The sequence below is a fragment of the Arthrobacter sp. NPDC080073 genome (assembly GCF_040686575.1).
Lineage (GTDB): Bacteria > Actinomycetota > Actinomycetes > Actinomycetales > Micrococcaceae > Arthrobacter.
In genome coordinates this window covers 148,508-167,643 of the sequence record NZ_JBFBKR010000002.1, presented here as the reverse complement: position 1 = coordinate 167,643, position 19,136 = coordinate 148,508, and the positions used below count along the sequence as shown (strand labels likewise).

Annotated in this window: 13 protein-coding genes; 6 read left to right on the top strand and 7 right to left on the bottom strand. The window is 65.0% G+C overall.

The features are described from left to right. Positions 1–100: 100 nt before the first annotated feature. A complete protein-coding gene (locus AB0O52_RS02970; RefSeq protein WP_364533792.1) occupies positions 101–1,129 on the bottom strand; it encodes a S16 family serine protease in 1,029 nt (342 codons plus the stop codon). Positions 1,130–1,475: 346 nt separating this feature from the next. Between AB0O52_RS02970 and AB0O52_RS02965 the strand changes: the two genes are divergently transcribed. Then, positions 1,476–2,921: a zinc-dependent metalloprotease gene (locus AB0O52_RS02965; protein ID WP_364533103.1), complete on the top strand. Its 1,446-nt coding sequence runs from the start codon at positions 1,476–1,478 to the stop codon at positions 2,919–2,921. A gap of 14 nt (positions 2,922–2,935) precedes the next feature. Here AB0O52_RS02965 and AB0O52_RS02960 read toward each other — a convergent pair whose 3' ends face one another. From AB0O52_RS02960 to nudC, 3 genes are read right to left on the bottom strand one after another with little or no spacing between them, the layout of a single operon-like run. After that, positions 2,936–3,556, bottom strand: a complete 621-nt coding sequence (locus AB0O52_RS02960) for a M48 family metallopeptidase (RefSeq protein WP_364533789.1) — start codon at positions 3,554–3,556, stop codon at positions 2,936–2,938. A gap of 8 nt (positions 3,557–3,564) precedes the next feature. Further along, positions 3,565–5,697: an ATP-dependent DNA helicase UvrD2 gene (locus tag AB0O52_RS02955; RefSeq protein WP_364533100.1), complete on the bottom strand. Its 2,133-nt coding sequence runs from the start codon at positions 5,695–5,697 to the stop codon at positions 3,565–3,567. Then, on the bottom strand, positions 5,694–6,680 hold the full coding sequence (gene nudC / locus AB0O52_RS02950) for an NAD(+) diphosphatase (protein ID WP_364533097.1): 987 nt from the start codon (positions 6,678–6,680) through the stop codon (positions 5,694–5,696). The genes AB0O52_RS02955 and nudC overlap by 4 nt, the downstream gene beginning before the upstream one ends. Positions 6,681–6,823: 143 nt before the next feature. On the opposite strand from nudC, the gene AB0O52_RS02945 reads away from it, so the two are divergent. Further along, positions 6,824–8,104 (top strand): macrolide 2'-phosphotransferase, encoded by a 1,281-nt coding sequence (locus tag AB0O52_RS02945; protein ID WP_364533094.1) that lies wholly within the window; start codon positions 6,824–6,826, stop codon positions 8,102–8,104. A gap of 34 nt (positions 8,105–8,138) precedes the next feature. On the opposite strand, the gene AB0O52_RS02940 is transcribed toward AB0O52_RS02945, so the two are convergent. From AB0O52_RS02940 to AB0O52_RS02930, 3 genes are all read right to left on the bottom strand, one after another. Then, complete coding sequence (locus AB0O52_RS02940) at positions 8,139–11,669, bottom strand: ATP-dependent DNA helicase (protein WP_364533091.1); 3,531 nt, start codon at positions 11,667–11,669, stop codon at positions 8,139–8,141. Beyond that, a complete protein-coding gene (locus AB0O52_RS02935; protein WP_364533787.1) occupies positions 11,666–14,929 on the bottom strand; it encodes an ATP-dependent DNA helicase in 3,264 nt (1,087 codons plus the stop codon). Before AB0O52_RS02935 ends, AB0O52_RS02940 begins: the two co-directional genes overlap by 4 nt. Positions 14,930–15,042: 113 nt before the next feature. Beyond that, positions 15,043–15,459: an MGMT family protein gene (locus AB0O52_RS02930; protein ID WP_364533088.1), complete on the bottom strand. Its 417-nt coding sequence runs from the start codon at positions 15,457–15,459 to the stop codon at positions 15,043–15,045. Positions 15,460–15,546: 87 nt separating this feature from the next. On the opposite strand from AB0O52_RS02930, the gene AB0O52_RS02925 reads away from it, so the two are divergent. The 4 genes from AB0O52_RS02925 (at position 15,547) to AB0O52_RS02910 (ending at position 19,086) form a co-directional block, all read left to right on the top strand. Further along, positions 15,547–16,257, top strand: a complete 711-nt coding sequence (locus AB0O52_RS02925) for a 3'-5' exonuclease (RefSeq protein WP_364533085.1) — start codon at positions 15,547–15,549, stop codon at positions 16,255–16,257. 356 nt (positions 16,258–16,613) lie between these two features. Continuing rightward, the gene (locus tag AB0O52_RS02920; protein WP_364533082.1) at positions 16,614–17,567 is read left to right on the top strand and encodes an ABC transporter substrate-binding protein; all 954 of its coding nucleotides are present in this window, start codon (positions 16,614–16,616) and stop codon (positions 17,565–17,567) included. A gap of 11 nt (positions 17,568–17,578) precedes the next feature. Then, on the top strand, positions 17,579–18,352 hold the full coding sequence (locus AB0O52_RS02915; protein WP_364533079.1) for an amino acid ABC transporter permease: 774 nt from the start codon (positions 17,579–17,581) through the stop codon (positions 18,350–18,352). Further along, entirely contained in the window at positions 18,349–19,086 is a 738-nt protein-coding gene (locus tag AB0O52_RS02910; protein ID WP_284983779.1) for an amino acid ABC transporter ATP-binding protein, read from the top strand. The genes AB0O52_RS02915 and AB0O52_RS02910 overlap by 4 nt, the downstream gene beginning before the upstream one ends. Positions 19,087–19,136 lie beyond the last annotated feature (50 nt).

Genomic DNA, 19,136 nt, shown 5'->3' with positions numbered 1-19,136 from the left:
GGTCATCAGTGCGTGTGTTCGTCGGCCCCCGTGCCGGTGCTAATGGCGGAGGCCGTCATTAGTGCCACGAGTGGCAGTGGAGCTAAGTTCCATCATCAGTCTAGTTGTTGGAGCATGTCGGGAGGCGGGACATGTCCTGGCCCGAGGCGAGTCGCTCCACGGCTGATTTTGCGTCCGCCAGAGTGTCCACTTTGACTACCTGCAGCCCGTCCGGAACGTGCCCTACGACCTCATCGCAATTGGCGGCAGGCGCGAGGAAAAGCGTGGCGCCGCCGCTGCGGGCTCCGCGCATTTTCTGGGCGATTCCACCAATGGGCCCCACGGTGCCGTCCGGCGAAATGGTGCCGGTACCGGCCACATGCTTGCCGCCCGTGAGGTCGCCGGGGGTGATGCTGTCGATGATGCCCAGTGCGAACATCATGCCGGCGCTCGGTCCGCCCACCTGGTCCAGGGAGATCTTGACGTCGAACGGGAACGTGAACTTGTACTGCAGCAGTACGCCCAGGATGTACTTCCCGTTTGAGCCCTTGCCGGGAGTAATGCTCACCGTCACGGGCTGGCCGTTCCGATCGACGACGACGACGGCAGGCGCGCCCGCGCCGTCGGCCAGTGCGGTTTGGACAACGCTCAGGGACGTGACCGCCTTGCCGTTGATCGACGTAAAGACATCCCCGGCCTGGAGTTTGCCCGCGGAGGCCGAGCCGTCGGACAACCCTGCGACTGCAAGCTTCTGGCCGTACGGAATATTTTCTTCCTTGAGGGCCGAGGCAACTGCGTTCTCCTGGGAGGTAGTCATGGCAAGCGCGCTTTCCTGTTCGGATTGCTGCTTGGTGACGCCTTTGGGATAGAGCAGTTCTTCTGGGTATACGGCCTTGGAACCGTCCAGCCAGGCCTGGAAGGCCTCGAAAATGTTGACTGGACCGTTGGGGCCGCCGTTGATGTAGACGGTGGTCAGGTCCAGATTCCCTTTGGCGGGATACGTCGCGTGCCCGGTGATGCTGATGACCGGTTTGTTGTGGTCCGTGCCCAGGGTGTTGAACGTTGGTCCGGGGGATTCCACGACGTAGGGAACAGGGAGCACGGCCGCGGCGATTCCCAACACAATGGTCAGAGCGCCGGAGACCAGCATCGCGACGTACCGTCCGTCGCGGCGCCGCGCCGGGGAATGGCCTTCCGGCGTCGGGATGTCCTTGGAGTTGGAGGGGCCGAGAGGCTGTCCGGGTTCCCCGGCAGCTCCGGGGCTCGGCAAACTAGTCAATGAAGGACCTCTCCGCGCCGGGAACCGTGTGCCCTACGCTACCGTTTCGACCCCCTCAGGGCGGAGGCCAGTAAACATACCAACGATCCACCCTACTTTGCTGTGCCCGCCCCACGTGCTTTGCCTAGAGCGAACGACGCGTTCTTGAGGCAGACAGCCCCCGGGCATCGCGGTACCTTGAAAGTGATCACCAGTCACACCGACGATCGGCGGCACCATGACCTCCAACCCCAATAACCCCTCCAATGGAGACGATTCACCCGTGGATCCCTTGGCGGAAATGCTGAAGAACCTGATGGGCGGGCAAGGCATGGGCAACATCGACCCCGCCGAATTGGCAAAGGCCGCAGGGCTGCCAAACGACCCCAACATGCTGCAGCAAATGTTCGCCCAGGTGCAGGCCATGATGAGCTCCACTTCCGAAGGCCCTGTCAATTGGCAGCTCGCCCACGAGAATGCCCGCCGTGTTGCCGCCGCCGGCACGGATCCCTCGGTGAGTGCCGTGCAGGCCCGCGAAGTCGACGAGGCGCTCCGGCTCGCGGAACTCTGGTTGGATCCGGTCACCGATCTGCAGGCGACGGGCCTCATCGGCCGCGCCTGGTCCCGCGCCGAATGGGTGGAAGCCACCCTCGCTACATGGAAAAGACTCACGGAGCCGGTGGCCAACAGCATCGCCAATGCGCTGTCGGACGCCCTGACACAGCAGATGCCGGAAGAAATGAAGGCCATGATGGGCGGCACCTCGTCGATGTTGCAGAACATGGGCGGGGCAATCTTCGGCATGCAACTGGGACAGGCCATCGGGGCCCTGTCCGCCGAGGTGGTCAGCTCCACCGACATCGGCGTTCCACTCGCTGATCTCGAGATGGCCTTGCTGCCGGCCAATGTGGCAAAGTTCGGCGAAGGCCTGAGCATCCCTGAGAATGACGTCCGGTTGTTCCTCGCGGTCCGCGAAGCCGCGCATGCCCGGCTCTTTGTGCAGGTTCCATGGCTGCGGGGCCATCTCCTCGGGGCGATCGAAGCTTATGCCCGCGGCATCCACATCGACCTTTCCCGCGTCGAGGACCTCGCCCGGGACCTGGATCCCAGCAACCCCGAGGGCATTCAAGAAGCTCTCTCCCAAGGGGTGTTCACGCCCGAGCGCACTCCCGAACAATCGGCTGCCCTGGAGAAACTCGAAACAGCCCTGGCGCTGGTGGAGGGCTGGGTGGACGAACTCACGGCCGCAGCCACCGAGAACGTGCTGCCATCCGCCGTCGCACTCCGCGAGACGGTGCGCAGGCGCCGGGCCACGGGAGGACCCGCCGAACACGCGTTCTCCTCCCTCGTTGGCCTCGAGCTGCGCCCGCGGCGCCTTCGCGAAGCCGCCACGTTGTGGGCGGCGCTGAAGGACGAACGTGGAATCGACGGCCGCGATGCCATCTGGCAGCATCCCGATTTGCTCCCCACGGCGCATGACCTCGACGACCCGGCGGGCTTCACCGAACGGCGCCGCCTGGCTGAAGCCAGCGACACCGAAGTGGACGATGCACTGCAGAAGCTCCTTGAAGGCGGCTACGACGCTCCGAAGGACGAGGGGAGCACTGAGGGCAGCCCGGAGGCTCCGAAACCTGAAGACGGAGACTCCCCTGACACCACGGAACCCGGGGAGCCCAAGGCCTAGCGCTTCCGAAACGCCTAGTCGGCGTCGGCGTCCCAGCCTCCGGCTGGCGCGTCGGCGCCTTTGTCATCCGGTCCAAGCCCCCGCGACGTCGCAAAAGCGACGCCCTCCAGGAACGCCTTGGCCCGCTGCGTTTCGGGGTACGCCTCCAGCAAGCGCCAAAACGCTGCGTTGTGCCCGGCCACCAGCAGATGCGCGAGTTCGTGGAGCAATACGTAGTCGATCACCCACCGCGGCATCGATTGGAGCTTGTCCGAAAGCCGGATGGTGCCGTCCGCCGGGGTGGCCGACCCCCACCGTGACTTCTGGTTGCTGACCCAGCGGACCGACGTCGGGGTGGCACGGCCGCCCAGATACCTTGCGGAAAGCTCCGCGGCATGTCCGGCAAGGGCCGCATCGCTCGCGGGTCTCCGCCTGCCGGCGCCCTGGGCACCCCTCTCCCCTTGGCGCTTGAGCTTGTCCAGCATCCGCCGGACCCATTCACGCTCCTGCGCCTTCGTGAAGTGAGCAGGGATCGCCACAACGGCGTTCCCGTCCTCCCAGAAGGCCGCCACCGTACGGCGGCGGCGGGCCGAGCGACGAACGACGACGGGCGCGCCGTCTTCGGTGGTCAACGGCAAAGCGGGCTGTCCCGCGATCCGCGGCACTAGGCAGACCCGTTCTCGACCAGGACTGCCAGCACGGCTTCGCCGTACTTTTCCAGTTTGGAAGGCCCGACACCAGCGAGTTGCGCCAGTTCCTCTAGCGACGCCGGCCGGGCCTCTGCGATGGCCGTCAACGTCGCGTCCGTGAAGACCACATAGGCAGGAACATCGTTGCTCAGCGCCTCTTCCTTGCGCCATTGCCGCAAAGCCTCAAAAGTCTGTTCCTCGTACGTGGGCGGGCACTGGCTGCAGCGGCCCACTTTGCGCTCGGCGCCAGTGGCGAGCATCGTGCCGCAGACCCTGCACGACGCCGGTGCTGCCGCCTTGCGCCGTGGCGTGGCGCGGCTGCGCGCGCTGGCTCCGAGCACGGAATCGGGGCGGAGCCCGTCGAGGAAGCGCGAAGGTTTGCGGTTGGCGCGGCCACCCGGTGTCCGGGCCGTGGACCAGGACAGGTTCAGGTGCTCCCGTGCCCGCGTGATCCCGACGTAGAGCAAGCGGCGTTCCTCGTCCACGCTTTCGGGAGTGTCGGCGAAGGAAATGGGCATAAGTCCTTCGCTCAAGCCCACCAGGAACACGGCGTCCCATTCCAGGCCCTTCGCTGCGTGCAGCGATGCGAGGGTAACGCCTTGGACTGTCGGGGCGTGCTGGGCCACCGAACGCTCCTGGAGTTCGTTGACGAATTCCATCAACGTGAATTCCGGCCCGCGGCTGATGGCGAGTTCGTCCGCGAGGGCCACGAGCGCTGCGAGGGACTCCCAGCGTTCGCGGAGTGCACCGCCACTATGCGGGGCGGTATCCGTGTAACCGAGCGAAGCCACGATGTCCCTGACCAGTTGGCCCAGTGGCTCCTTTGCGGAATCCTCCGCTACCGCGCGCGTTGCGGCGCGCAGCTGCAGGATGGCGTCCCGGACTTCCTTGCGCGCGAAGAACCGCTCACCACCCCGGAGCTGGTAGCCGATGCCCGCCGAGGCAAGGGCTTGTTCGTACGCTTCCGATTGGCCGTTGGTGCGGAAGAGCACGGCAATCTCGCTGGCCTTGGTGCCGGAGTCGATCAATTCCCGGATCCGGCCCGCGACAACCGCCGCCTCTGCCTCGTCGTCCGGGCATTCCATGAACCGCGGTTCCGGTCCGGCCGGGCGCTGGGCCACCAACTGCAGGGGTTTGGCCCAAGCGGCGTCGGCAACCGTTCCACCACTGCGGCGGGACCCGAGGAGATCGTTGGCGAGCTTCACCACTTGGGGCGTGGAACGGTAGTCACGAACCAGTTTGACGACCGTCGCCGACGGGTAACGGCCCTTGAATCCGAGGAGATGCTTGGGAGAGGCTCCTGTGAACGAGTAGATGGTCTGGCTGGAGTCGCCCACCACGCAGAGTTCGTCGCGGCCGCCGAGCCAAAGTTCAAGAAGCCGCTGTTGCAACGGAGAAACGTCCTGGTACTCGTCCACCACAAAGTGCCGGTACTGCTCGCGGACCGTAGCTGCCACTTTCGGGTCTTCCTGAAGGATGCCCACCGTGATCAACAAGACGTCCTCGAAGTCGATCACGTTGCGGTCCGTCTTCACGTCCTCGTAAGACTGGAAAACCCGCGCGACGGCGGTAAGGTCGAAGCCGCCCGGAGTGCCGCGGCCGTGCGCGTTCTCAAGATAGTTGGCGGGCGTCAGCATGGAAACCTTGGCCCACTCGATCTCCGCCGCAAGGTCACGGATGGAAGCCCGGTCGGTACTCAACCGGAGCCGCCGCGCGGCTTCAGCAATCATGTTCGCCTTGTGGTCCAGCAAGTTCGGCAGGACGCCGCCGACCGCCTGCGGCCAGAAGAATTGCAGTTGCCTGAGCGCAGCGGCGTGAAACGTGCGTGCCTGGACGTTTGCGACGCCGAGATCCCGCAGCCGGCTGCGCATCTCGGCGGCGGCCCGGGACGTGAAGGTGACGGCCAGGAGGCGCTGCGGGCTGTAGACACCGGAGTGCACACCATAGGCAATACGGTGGGTAATGGCCCGGGTTTTTCCCGTACCCGCTCCGGCGAGGACGCACATGGGACCGCTGAGGGTGCTGGCGACTTCCCGCTGCTCGGCGTCAAGGCCGCCGAGTATCCGGTCCTCGAGTGAAACGGTGTCGCTGAAAATACCGCCTGTCACTGCTGGAGGTCCTCGATGACGCCGCCGTACCAGTGCTCGATCAGGGAACGCGCAATCGAGAGCCTTGTGGAGATCGTGATCTCGCCGCTGAGCACTGCCGCCTGGAGTTCCGCGCGGCTGAACCAGCGGGCCCGGGTGACTTCAACGCCGTCGGGCCGGGCCTCGACGTCGTCCGTTGTTGCGGTGAACCCGAGCATCAGCGAGGCCGGAAACGGCCACGACTGCGAGCCAAGGTACTGGCAAGCGGTGACCCGCACACCCACTTCTTCCCCGATTTCGCGAACCACGGCCTGTTCAAGCGATTCGCCGGGCTCAACGAAGCCGGCAAGCGTGGAATAGTTCTTGGCGTCAAGCGGCCCTCCTCCACCCAGGAGCAGCCTGCCGTCGGAACCTACCACGGTGACGATGATGGCCGGATCGGTCCGCGGATAGTGCTCCGATTTGTCCCGCGGGCACCGCCGAACCCAGCCGCCGGCTTCGATGACCGTGGGAGTTCCACACTGCGGGCAGTGGGTATGGGTGGCATGCCAATTGGAAATGGCGCTGGCCTCGACAAACAAGGCTGTGTCCATGGCACCGAGGCGGGCGGCGACCTCCCGGAATCCGGCCCAGGAGCCGTCGGCCGGAAGGCCCGCGGCTCCAGGCGGAACCGGCTCGGCGGGCACAAAGAGGACGATTGGTGTTTGCTCCGGTACAGAGGAAGCAGCAAGGGTCCGGCCGAGATAAATGGCTGTGAGCGGTCCACCGGCGGCCTGAAGGGTTTCGAAGAGCGGCGCGGCGTCGCCCAGCCACAACGCGTCCCCCACGACGAGGGCTTGGCGCTGCGACAACACCATGGCCTTGGCCGAACCTGAGGAGATCACTTCGTCAAGCATGCCCGGCTTCAGGCGTTCAGCAGATCCGCGGTCAACCATGGCAGGGCGCACCGGAAGTACGGTATCGATAAGGTGGTTTGCCGGCGCCTGGAACTCGGTGAAACTCATGTACCTACCGTACTGACTCGCACCGACAATTGACATTTGGATCTTTCAGCGATGCACGTCCCTGGATGCTGTTTTCCAGCGGATCTCAAGACTCGCCGCACTGCATCGCTGCCAGAGGCGCTTGTCAATCTACCGTGGAAGACGTGAGAAGAACACCGTTCGAACTGGCCGCTGTAGCTACTGCGGCGGTGCCCGGCCTGACGCCGATGGCTGCCGCCTCCGCCCCGGACGATGCCGCCGATTTCGATTCGGCGCTTCTGCTGGATTCGGAGGGCAAGCGATGGCGCGTCCGTTCGCCGCGTCATCCCGAAGCCAGCGCCCGGCTGGAGACCGAGTTCATGATTCTGCGGGCTTTCGCGCCGGCGATCCGGGCCGAGCTGCCTTTTCTCATGCCCACTGTGGCCGGAACGGTGCGCCAAGGCGCGCTGAGCACGTTTGTCTACGCCCACCTGGCCGGCGCCACACGGAGCATCGAAGAGCTGTCGAGCTGCAGTGATGCCTTGGCCAAGGAGATCGGTGCGGCTCTCGCTGCCGTCCACGACCTCCCCCAGTCCCTCGTCAATAATGCCGACCTTCCCAGCTACACGGCCAATGAATTCCGTCAGCGCAAGTTGAACGAGCTGGACCAGGCCGCTACCACGGGCAAGATTCCGCCAGCCCTGCTGCGTCGCTGGGAGCACGCACTGGAGGACGTGGCACTGTGGCGCTTCAACCCGTGCGTAGTCCACGGCGATCTCCATGAAGACAATTTGCTGATCGACGGCGACAGCGTGACGGCGGTGACGGGGTGGACCGATTTGCGCATCGGCGACCCCGCCGATGACTTCGCCTGGCTCGTGGCGTCAAACGAACAGCGCTTCGTGGAGTCCGTACTGCGGCACTACACGGAGGCCCGGCGGGATACCCCTGACGGCCACCTGCTGCGACGCTCGGCACTTCTTGCCGAGTTCGCCCTGGCCCAGTATCTCGTCAAGGCCTTGGCCGCCGGTCACAGTGACATGACGGAAGAAGCCGAGGCGATGCTCAAATCCCTCGCCGACGACATCGAGGAACAAAACGCTTTGGCAGCCGAGGAGGCCGAGGCCGCTGCGGCGGAGCTCGCCGCTTCAGAGCTCGCCGCTTCAGAGCTTGCCGCTTCGGAGCTCGCCGCTCCGGAGCTTGCCGCTTCGGAGCTCGCCGCTCCGGAGCTCACCGCTTCGGACGGGCTGGCAGCACCGGCAGTCGTCATTGCTTCGGAAGCCAAGGCCTCGGAGGGCGGCTCGGCAAAGCCCACGGTGAGTGTTACGGCCATCCCGGAGCCCGCGGAAGATCCGGCGAACGGGACCGCCTCCACGCCGGACGCGCCGTCCGAAGCGGACGACACCTCGACGACGGCCCTCCAGATAGTGGAGCCGGCCCCGCTCCAGGACGCCAAGAAGCATTAGTCCTACCCGGCCTAGCTGGCGTGGTTTCGGCCGCCTATCGGCTTCGACTGCCTAGCGCGGTCGCAATGATCTTCTCCAGTTCATCGGCCGAGCCGAGGTCGTGGGGCCTGACGACGGCGTCATCGGCAACGTAATAGAACGCCGCACTGACCTGCTCCAACGGCACACCCTTGAGGCGCGCCCATGCCAGCCGGTAGACGGCCAGTTGCACCGCGCGGGTCTTGAGTTGCCTCCCGGCCGGGCGCTTGCCCGTTTTCCAGTCCACCAGTTCCCATGTGCCGTCGGCGCCGCGGAAGACTGCGTCAATCCGTCCGCGCACCACGACGTCCCCGATCCTTGTTTCCACGGGAACTTCGACGAACGCCGGGGACCGGTGCGCCCATTCTGAATTGCTGAACGTCGCCACCATGTCGTCGAGTCCGTAGGCTTCGTCAATGTGGGAGTCAGAGCCGGGAGCTTCGTCGAGATCCAGCATGCCGGTGGTTCCGTAGTATTCCTCCACCCAGGAATGGAAGGCGGTACCTTTGCGTGCGGAGATCCCGGGTTGGCGGGGCACCGGGCGCCGAAGCTGGGCAAGGACCGCCGTGGGGTCATCTCCCAGGTCCACGAACATCGATGCCGAGATGTGCCCGGGCAAATGGACGTCCTGGACGGGTTTCCGCCGCAGCTGCCGTTCCAATAACAGCTCCGCTTCGGCGGCCCAGCCGGCTGCCGCCCCGCGGAGGGGGGTCGGCGCACCATCGATGACGAGCGGCGAATCCGTCCGCAGTGCCTCGATGGCGTCCCTGACCCGGGTTGCTGCCGCCTCCATTGCGGCCCGCCGCCCCGGTACCAAGCGGAGCCGTTCCCCCGTGCGAGGGTCGGAGGGACCTTCGAGCGGATCATAGGGGAAGGTAGCCACCTCCGTGCCGACGGTCAGGGGGCTCTCGGTGGGCAGCGCGTCTTCGCTGAGGGACCGAGGATGAATGGTGGCGGCCGATGCTCCGCCGGCACCGTTGCCTGCCTCGCCTGCAAGGCCTGCCAGCTCAGCAAGGAAAGGCGACGTCTCGGCAATGCCCGCCCGCGAACCATTCCATGCGGCGCTCGATGCCCACAGGACGAACTTTGCGCGGGTATAGGCGACGTAGGCTAGTCGCCGCTCTTCAGCCTCGCCGTGGTGCTGGACTTCGGATTTGAAGTCCTTTTCGGCATCCAGCCAGCCCTTTTGGTCCGGCTGGTCCAGATCCCATTGAGGGAGATCAGCGCGGTCGCCGCGCAGGGGCCAGGGCAGGGCCGCGGTGCCGCTGCTCCACCGCGAGTCCCGGTTGCTCGGGAAGGCCCCGGCGTTGAGACCGGGAACAAAGACAACGTCCCATTCCAAGCCTTTGGAGGCGTGGACTGTCAGTAATTGCACGGCCTCGTGGTTCACCTCGGCGTCGGCCATGTCCAGTCCGCCTTCCTCCGATGCGGCTGCTTCGAGCCATCCCAGGAAAGCCAGTAGATCCACACGCTGCGAAGTCTGCAGGAAACCCGCCGCGGCATCATGGAATGCGTCCAGGTTCCGGCGGGCCTGGTGGATGCTCGTCCCGGGCTTGGCAGCGACCTCGATGTCCAGCAGCATCGCACGTTCCACCTCGCCGATCAGTGTGGTCAGATCGTCTCCGATGAACCCCCGCAGGTTCCGAAGCTCGGCCGACAGCCGGCCGAGGCGGTCCAGGGCCGTCGTGCTGAGGGAGCGCCCGTGGCCGGAAGTCCACCCCGGCCGTGGCAGGAAGTCCAGGGCTTCCACAAGGCTCGCCGCATCGGTGATGTCGCTCTCCACGACGGTGTCCATCGCGCTTTCGTCGGCACTTGACGGATCGTCTCCCGCGCCGCTATCTCCCGCACCGCCGTGGGATCGCCGCCGGGCAAGGAACTGGGACCAGTCGCGGAAGGCCATCAGATCCGCAGTTCCGATCCTCCACCGGGCACCTGCCAGCAAACGCATCAGGGCATCGGAACGGCCGGGATCGGCGAGGACCCGGAGCGCGGCCACGAGATCCACTACTTCAGGGGTGTCGAGGAGCCCGCCGAGGCCGACTATTTCGTAGGGGATCCCTTGGACCTCGAATTCACGCCGCAAGCACTCCATCTGTGCCCGCCGGCGGCAAAGCACGGCCATCGTGGGGGAAACCGGCGTACCGTCGGCCGCGGTTTCAAAGACTGTGCGCCGGTAGCGGCGGACATCCCGGGCAATCGCTGCGGCTTCGTCTTCGTCGGTGGCAAATCGTCCGAGGACGACGTTGCCGTCCACGGCTGCGGGGCTCGGCTGCAGCGGAGGCACTGCCACGGAACTCTCTTCGGCCCTGGAGCCCGGGGCTCCACCACTAGCAGCGGCCTTGTTGAGCGGCGCGGAAATGACGTTGGCGGCGGCCAGGATGTTGCGCCCGTTCCGCCAGGCAGTGGTCAGGTACGAGGTGGGTGCGGTGGCAAGGGATGCCGTTCCGGAACTGTCTTCGACCCGGACGGGAAACTCCTGGACAAAGTGGAATAGTTGGCCGGCCGAAGCACCCCTGAACCCATAGATGGATTGGTTGGGATCCCCCACCGCCGTTACTGCGTGTCCGCCCCCGAACAGGCGGGAGAACAGGACGAGTTGCGCGTGCGAGGTGTCCTGGAATTCATCCAACAGCACCACCTTGTAGCGGGCCCGCTCGGTGGCAGCCGCCAAGGGTATGTCCTGGGCAATCTTCGCGGCGAGCGCAACGAGATCGCCGAAGTCCAGGACGCCGCGATTCCTCTTGGCCTCTTGGTAACGCCCCACCATGTCCGCGACGCTGGCCCTGGTCCGCAACATGGCGCCGAGATCGCCGGCAGCTTGGCTTGGGTTCTTTTTCGCCGCGGACATATAGGGCAATTGCGCGAATTCGGACACCCGGTCCATCAGCCAGCGCTGAACCTCGGCAGGTTCGCGCAAGTGTTCGGCGCACTCGCCGGCCAACTGCATCACGGCCTTGACCAACGTGGACTTTGCAGCGGTGAAGTGTTCATAGTCGCCGTCGTACGCTTCGACAACCTCGCTCGCAAGTTGCCAGGCCTGGGCGCCGCCGAGCAGCACCACATCGCGCTCGATACCCAGCCGCAGGCCGTAGTCGGAGACGATCCCGCTGGCGTAAGAGTGGTAGGTGGACACTTTGGGTTCAAGCTCATCGGATCCTGCAACCCCGTCCGGGAAGCCGTAATGCCCGTTGTCCGAGGACGCGATGCGCTGCAGGGTGGCCAATTTGGCGCGGATACGGCTGGCCAGCTCCCCTGCCGCTTTGCGGGTGAACGTGACGCCGAGGACCTCTTCGGGGCGCACCCATCCGTTCGCGACGAGCCACACCACCCGGTCCGCCATGGTTGCGGTTTTCCCGGATCCGGCGCCTGCGATGACCAACCGGGGGGTCAACGGTGAGGCAATAATGGCGGATTGCTCTTCGGTGGGACGGTTGCGTTCGCCGAGGATATCGGCCAATTCGCCGGGCGCGAACCGGGGTTCCGGCAATACCGCGGCATCTTCGGCGGCTTCTCCGCCGTCGATTCCGGCGAGTGTCTGGACGGTCATTCTGTGACCTGCTTTCCCCTGGCGCACAACGGGCAGATATCGGGCAGTCGGCAACCGTGGCCCCCATGGCTGCCTTTTGAGGGATCATGGCGCGCTTCGAAGCTTGCTCCGGCCATGAGCACGGCGGCTTCGCTGACAAGGTCCTGTGCCCAGTTATCTCCCGGGTCCAGGGGCTCCTGCACTTGGACCGCCGGCGTCTTCGTCTTGGTCCCCAGCTGTGCCAGGACGGCACCGCCGGGAACAAGCCCCGGAACAGGCAGATCCTGGAATGCCCCGTGCAACACGGCCGCCTGATAGGCACCGAGCTGGGGGTGCCTGGTGAGTTCGGCCTTGCCTGGCTGGCGTTTGCCCGTCTTGAGGTCGACAATCACCAGCCTGCCCTCAGCGTCTATTTCCAGACGATCCACTTGTCCCCGGAGCACGGCGCTCAGGACACCATCGGAATCCTCGCCGACGTGGTCCAGGCGCACCTCCGGAAGGGGGACCTCGAAGTCCACTTCGACCCCGGCCAGGCTTCGGCCCTCGCTCCTCATGACAAGCACGTATTGGGCGAGTTTCCGGACCATCTGCTCCGCCCGTTGGAAGTCCAGCCGGCCTTCCCAGTTGTCCTTCATGCCCAGTGTCGGCCAGCGACGCACGAGCTCGGCGACATACTCAGCGCCGGAGGCATCGGGCAACTCCTGGGCAATCGCATGGACCAAGGTGCCCAGGCTGCGGGCAAAGTCGGTAGCGGCTTCGCCCCCGGCCGCCTGGACAAACCAATCCAACGGCGATTTGTGCACGGTTTCCACCTTCGAAGGAGAAACAAACACGGTCCCTTGCGCCGGAACCACCGGTTCCTCGCTGCTCAGTTGTGCCAGTCCCCACCAGGAATCCGGATGTGCGCCCGGCACTGCGGGCTCTGCGGTGGCCAGATGTGCCAGCACGCGCGCGGCTTCGGCGGCATCCTCGGCCACACCCGGGCGGGCAAGCGCGGCGTCGTCCGGCTGAACACGCTGGCGCAACTCAGCCACCAAGGCACGCAGCGTCATGGGCCTGCCTACTGGTGTGTACTCACGTTGGTACTGTCCCGGTTCCAGGGGCGCCACGTAGTCGAGAAAAGCCGATTGCTGCTCGTCTTCGGAAGAAACCGCCGTGCAGATGAGGACTTCCCGGGCACGCGAAACGGCCGTGGAGAAGCTCCGCAGTTCGTCGTAGCGGATATCCCTCAGCCTGCTGAGGGGTCCGCGCTGCAGGGCGTGTTGAACTCCGTGCTCCACGGCATCGGCAAACAAGGTACTGCCGAGGAGTTCACCCCGGAGCCTGGTGTTGGGCCAGACGCCTTCCTGCAGGCCCGCGACGATGACCACGGCCCATTCCCGCCCGGCAGCGCTGGCCGGCGTCATGAGCTCCACCGCTTCCTCCAACTGGGCCCTGGCGGCAAGGGTGTCCATGGGGAGTTCCTGGCTGAGCAGATACTCCAGGAACTGTTCGGGACCGGAGCCCGGGAGCTGGTCGACATAGCGCTCGGCAGTGTGGAACAGGGCCATCATGGCGTCAAGGTCCCGGTCCGCGCGGGCGCCGGCCGCGCCGCCGTCGAGCGCCATTTCCGTCCAGCGCGAAGCCAGACCGGTGGCTTGCCACAATGCCCACAACACTGTTTCAGCGTTGGCTCCGGGCTCGGCGGCCGCCGAACGTCCCGCCGCGATCATCCGGGCCAAACGCCGTGCCGAGCTACCCTCGATACCCAAGGAACCCAGCGCCCCCGGCTCGAGCAACGCTTCAACCAGCAATACATCGCTGGACCGTCCGCCACCGCCCAACAGTTCCTCCCGGCGCAGGGATTGCCGCAGGCGGCGCAACTCGATGGCTGTAGCCCCGCCGATCCTCGACGTGAGAAGAGAGACGGCGGACTCAGGCGTCAGCTTGGCCGCATCGAGCACCACTCCGTACACCTCGAGCAGGGGACGGACTGCCACTTCGTCGCGGACAGCGGAATCCGCGACGGGAACGCGGACCGGGATTCCCTGACCGCTCAGGTAGCGCTGTAGTTGCGCCAATTGCCCACCGTTGCGCACAATCACAGCAATGTCGCCGAACTCGTGGTTCTCGCGCAGCTGTGCTTCGAGGATGCGTTGTGCCACGTAGCGCAATTCGTGGACGGTGGAGGGAAGGACATGTGCTTCCACCCGGCCCGCGGCCTGGCTACCTCCGGAGCGAGCCTCCTCCGACGCAGGCAGCGGGTCAAGACGCCGGGCCAATTGGCCTCCCGCACGCTGCGAGATACGTGCGGCCACACCCGTCCACGCTTTTGCGACGCCGGGGAGGTGCCGGTGGGTGTGCCACAGCGGAAGCTCCCGCACTGTGCCCGCAAGGCCTCCAAGAAGCCTCGGCAGTTCGGCGACGAGGTCGGGCCGCGCACCGCGGAACCCCTGGACCACGGTGTCCGGGGAGGACGCCACCAAAACGTCCTTTCCTTCTCCGATGTCTGCGAGCAGTTCAAACACGGCAGGGTTTGCCTCTTGGACGTCGTCCACCAGGATCAACTGCAGCCGCTCGCGCTCCGCCGCCAGGAATCCGGGCGAGTCCTGGAAGATCTGGCGCGCCGCGGTAATGATTCCGGCCGGGTCAAAGGCTTCCGGCATGCGCAGGTCCAGGACGTCGCGGTACTCCGTGTAGAGGTCCGCGGCAGCAATCCAGTCCGGCCTGCCGCATTCATAGGCAAGCGCCGTCAGGTCTTCCGCAGTGCGGCCGGATTCGATGATCCTGTCGAAGAGCTGCCGGATCTCCTGGCGGAAACCCCGGGTGGGCAATGCCGCGGACAAGTCCTGCGGCCACGGAAGTTCAAATCCCGGCCGGGCGTGACCCTCCAGCAGTTCCTTGATGATGAGGTCCTGTTCCGGCCCGGAAAGCAACTTGGGTGGCCGCTGCAGCGGCAGCGCGCCCTCTGCTTTGGCCCGCCGGATCAAATCGAAAGCGTATGAGGCCCAGGTGCGTGCCGGCGTCGTACTCAAGCTACGGTCCAACCGCCCCGTAAAGGTGTCCCGCAACGCCGACGCCGCATGCCGGCCAGGTGCGAGAATCAGGATCCGTTCCGGATCCACGCCGTCACGCTGGACCCGCCGGACGGCGGTTTCCACCAGCACGGTGGATTTTCCGGTGCCCGGTGCCCCGGGTACCAGGACCGGCCCGGATCCGTGCGGGAGGCCGACGACGGCGGCCTGGTCCACGGACAACTCCGGGGCTGCGTAGTGGACCTCGCGCGGAGGAAGCAGGCGCAACCGGGCGGGCGCTTGCCGGGATTGTGCCTCCCGGGACTGGACCTGTGGCGACTGTTCCTGTCGCGGTGCCGTTTTTGCTTCCTGCGTTGTTGCTTGAGGTGTCGGTGTTGGACTCACACGGTCATTTCATCATCGGGTACCGACAATTTATGGAGCTGACGCTCGAGTTGCTCCGAGATCGCGTCGATTCTGTCGAAGTCGCGGTCCGTCGGAGCCCACCGGGCCAGGGCGAGGTCAACCCGCCAGCGGCCCTCGCCCGTCCGCAGGTATTCCGCGTAGGCGCCGTACAGCGGCGTTCCCTCATCCAAGTAGTGGTACAGCGCTTCCGATTCAAGTCCTGGGGGAGCTTCGCCGCTCGCACGAAGGACGCGCCACCAAGCCACCGTGCTCCCGTGGTGGCTCATGACCGATCCGATCTGCCGGGGACCGCCCGAACCAAGTAGCTCGGCAACATCCCCGTAGGACACGGCAACACCGGGCGGCATGAGATCCACGACGGCAAGCACAGCCGTCACAAACTCCATCCGCATGCCACCAGCCTATCGGCCCGTCCGCCGGATCGGCGCACAAGGAGTGTCGGTCCGGTTCTTGTCGTAGGGCGCCGGTAGCGTTGAAGCATGAGTTCCTGGAACACCCTCCCCCGCGCTGCGTTCGACCTTGAAACCACCGGACGGAACTCCCGTTCGGCGAGGATCGTCACGGCTTCGGTCACGGTAGTGGACGACGACGGCGGCATCATCAAGGAACTCGAATGGTTGGCCGATCCCGGGGTGGAGATTCCACTGGAGGCCAGCGAGATCCACGGCATCACCACGGAAAAGGCGAGGGCCGAGGGCCGTCCGGCAGCGGAAGTGACACGCGAAGTCGCGGCCGCACTCCAGGAACTGTTCGACGACGGCGTCCCGGTCATTGCGTTCAACGCCAGCTATGACTTCACCGTGCTGGCCGCCGAATCCGCCCGTTACGGTGTGCCGCAACTGAGCCGATTTCCCGTGCTTGACCCCTACGTCATGAATAAGCAGGTCGACCGGTACCGCAAAGGCAAGCGCACCCTGACCGCGCTGTGCGAGGAGTACGGCGTGAACCTCGATAACGCCCACACTTCCGCCGCAGACGCCCTCGCAACCCTGCGCGTCCTGGATGCCATGGCCGGCAAATTCCCGAAGCTGCAAATGCCCGCTTCCAAGCTGCACCACCTCCAGGTTGATTGGGCGGCTGCACAGGCCGCCGATTTCCAGAGCTACCTGCGCAAGACCAAACCAACAGCCGTCATCGAAGGCAATTGGCCGGTTCTTCCCCCGGAAGATGCCAGCCGCGGAGACTTCTAAAGCTTCGGGACTCTGAAGGCGCCCGTCCACGGACCGGACGCTTTTCCAATGTCCGAATGATGGGACGCACGTCACATGGCCCTTGTTGCCTGAAAGCAAGCTGGACGTCAGTCACGAATTCCTCGTCAACCCCATAGAGAGCGGCACTTCAGGGGCAAATCGCAATTGACGCTGAATTTAATTCGGAGTTTCCGGAAATTTCGCGTCTTATCGCCGTCAATTTAGCGCTGAATGGGCGGGTGACATAATTAAGTTTGGCGGGTCGAGTTCTGATATTGCGGCCCAAACCTGCTTTGGCTGCGTTCCCCGCCCGTCTCGATATGAACGCGTGTTCCCCGATGAAAGTGATTTGCTTGATGAAAATCAAAGCCCTGAAGTGGTTCTCTGCTGTCCCCGTGGCTGCAGTTCTCGCCGTGTCCCTGGCCGCCTGCGGTGGCGGAGCAGGCAGCACCGGCAGCGCCTCGCCGACCGACGCCCTCCAGGGCAGCGACCAGAAGACGCTCGACAAGTACACCACCAAGGACGTCACTCCGGTGGGCAAGATCGACAAGTCCAAGCTGGGCCTCATCACCGACGGCACCCTGCGCGTCGGCACCCTCTCGGACGCCCCACCGAACATCTTCATCGATCCCTCGGGCAAGTTCACCGGCTATGACAACGAACTCCTTCGCGCCGTTGGAGCGAAGCTGGGCCTGAAGGTCGAGTTCGCCTCCACTGACTTTTCTGCGCTGCTCTCCCAGGTCAAGAACAAGCAGTTCGACGTCGGATCCTCCTCGATCTCCACCACGGACAAGCGCCGCGAGTCGGTCGGCTTCACCAATGGCTACGACTTCGGCTACATGGCTGTCGTGACGAAGACCGATTCCAAGGTCAAGGGCTTCGCGGACCTCAAGTCCGACGTCCGAATCGGCGTCGTCCAGGGCACCGTGCAGGACGACTACGTCACCAACACCCTCAAGCTTGAGCCCGTCCGCTTCCCGGACTACAACACGGTTTATGCCAACGTGAAGAGCGGCCAGGTTGACGCCTGGGTCGCCCCGTCGCAGCAGGCTACCGGCCAGGTCAAGGACGGCGACAACACCAAGATCGCCGAAAAGGTCGTCAACACCCAGAACTTCACAGCCTGGGCCGTGAACAAGGACAACCAGCCCCTGATCGACGCCCTCAACTCCGGCCTTGACGCCGTGATCGCTGACGGTACCTGGACCAAGCTGACGGCCGAATGGTACAAGGACCGCCCGACCACGGCGGAGCAGACCCCGCAGGGCTGGAAGCCGGGCAGCAAGGCCGTCCAGATCCCCGCTAAGTAACCAGGCGTTCCATGGATCTCCAGGAAATCCTCAAACAACTCGCCGAGACCTTCCTCGACTGGAAGTCGATGGGCGAAGTCATCCCCAAGATGTTCGCAGTCGGCTTGCCGAACACGCTCGTCCTGGCCGTCACGTCGGGCATCATCGGAACGCTGCTCGGCATGTTGCTCGCCCTGATGGGGATCTCCCGGAATCCTGTCGCCCGGTGGATTGCCAGGGTCTACACGGATGTCCTCCGCGGGCTCCCGGCCGTGCTCACGATCCTCGTGATCGGGCTCGGCTTCGGCCCCATCATCCGGCATTTGACGGGCTCAACAAGCCCGTACCCGATGGCCGTCGCGGCGCTGGCACTGATGTCGGCTGCCTACATCGGCGAGATCTTCCGTTCCGGCATCCAGAGCGTGGACAAAGGGCAGCTCGAGGCAACCCGCGCCCTGGGGTTCGGCTACGGCGCTTCCATGCGCCTCGTCGTCGTACCCCAGGGCATCCGGCGCGTCCTGCCCGCACTCGTGAACCAGTTCATTGCGCTGATCAAAGAGTCCTCCTTGGTCTTCGTCCTTGGCCTCCTCGCCTCCGAACGGGAAGTCTTCCAGATCGGCAAGGACTTGGCGTCTACGAGCGGCAACCTGTCTCCCTATGTGGCAGCGGGGCTGTTCTACCTGGTCATGACGATTCCGCTCACGCACTTCGTGAACTGGATGGACAACCGCCTGCGTTCGGGCCGGCCTGAAAAGAAAGAGCCGGACGAGGCAGCCGCCGTCGTCGGGAAGGGAGCCCAGGCATGAGCGAGTTCGCTTCCGGAACACTGACGGCCAAAAACATCCATTTGTCCTTCGGGTCGAACCATGTCCTGCGCGGCATCGACCTGCACGTCGAGAAGGGCACCACGGCTTCCGTGATCGGCCCTTCCGGCTCCGGGAAATCCACGCTCCTGCGGGTCATGAACCGGCTGATCGAACCCGAGCAGGGTGACATTCTGCTCGATGGCCGTTCTGTGCTGAAGGACAACCCGGATGAACTGCGCCGGCGGATCGGCATGGTCTTCCAGCAGTTCAACCTGTTCCCGCACAAGACCGTCGTGGAAAACGTCTCCCTCGCCCTGCGGAAGCTCCGTGGCATGTCCAAGGAGCAAGCACGGGAAGACGCCTTGGCCCAACTGGACCTCGTAGGACTAAAGCACAAGGCCGACGCCCGGCCAGCCAACCTCTCCGGCGGCCAACAACAGCGTGTGGCCATTGCCCGCGCGCTTGCCATGAAGCCCGAGGTCATGTTCTTCGACGAGGCAACATCGGCCCTGGACCCTGAACTGGTCAAGGGCGTGCTCGCGCTCATGACCGATTTGGCCAAGGGCGGCATGACCATGGTGGTGGTAACCCACGAAATGGGCTTCTCGAGGAACGTGTCGGACACCGTGACGTTCATGGACGCAGGCGTCGTCGTGGAGACCGGATCGCCGGAACAGCTCTTCACCGAGCCGCGGACCGATCGCCTGAAGGGCTTCCTTTCGGACGTGCTCTAGGCCTTGGCAGCGAGGATCCCCGGCTTCCGGACGAAACACCCGCAGTGGTG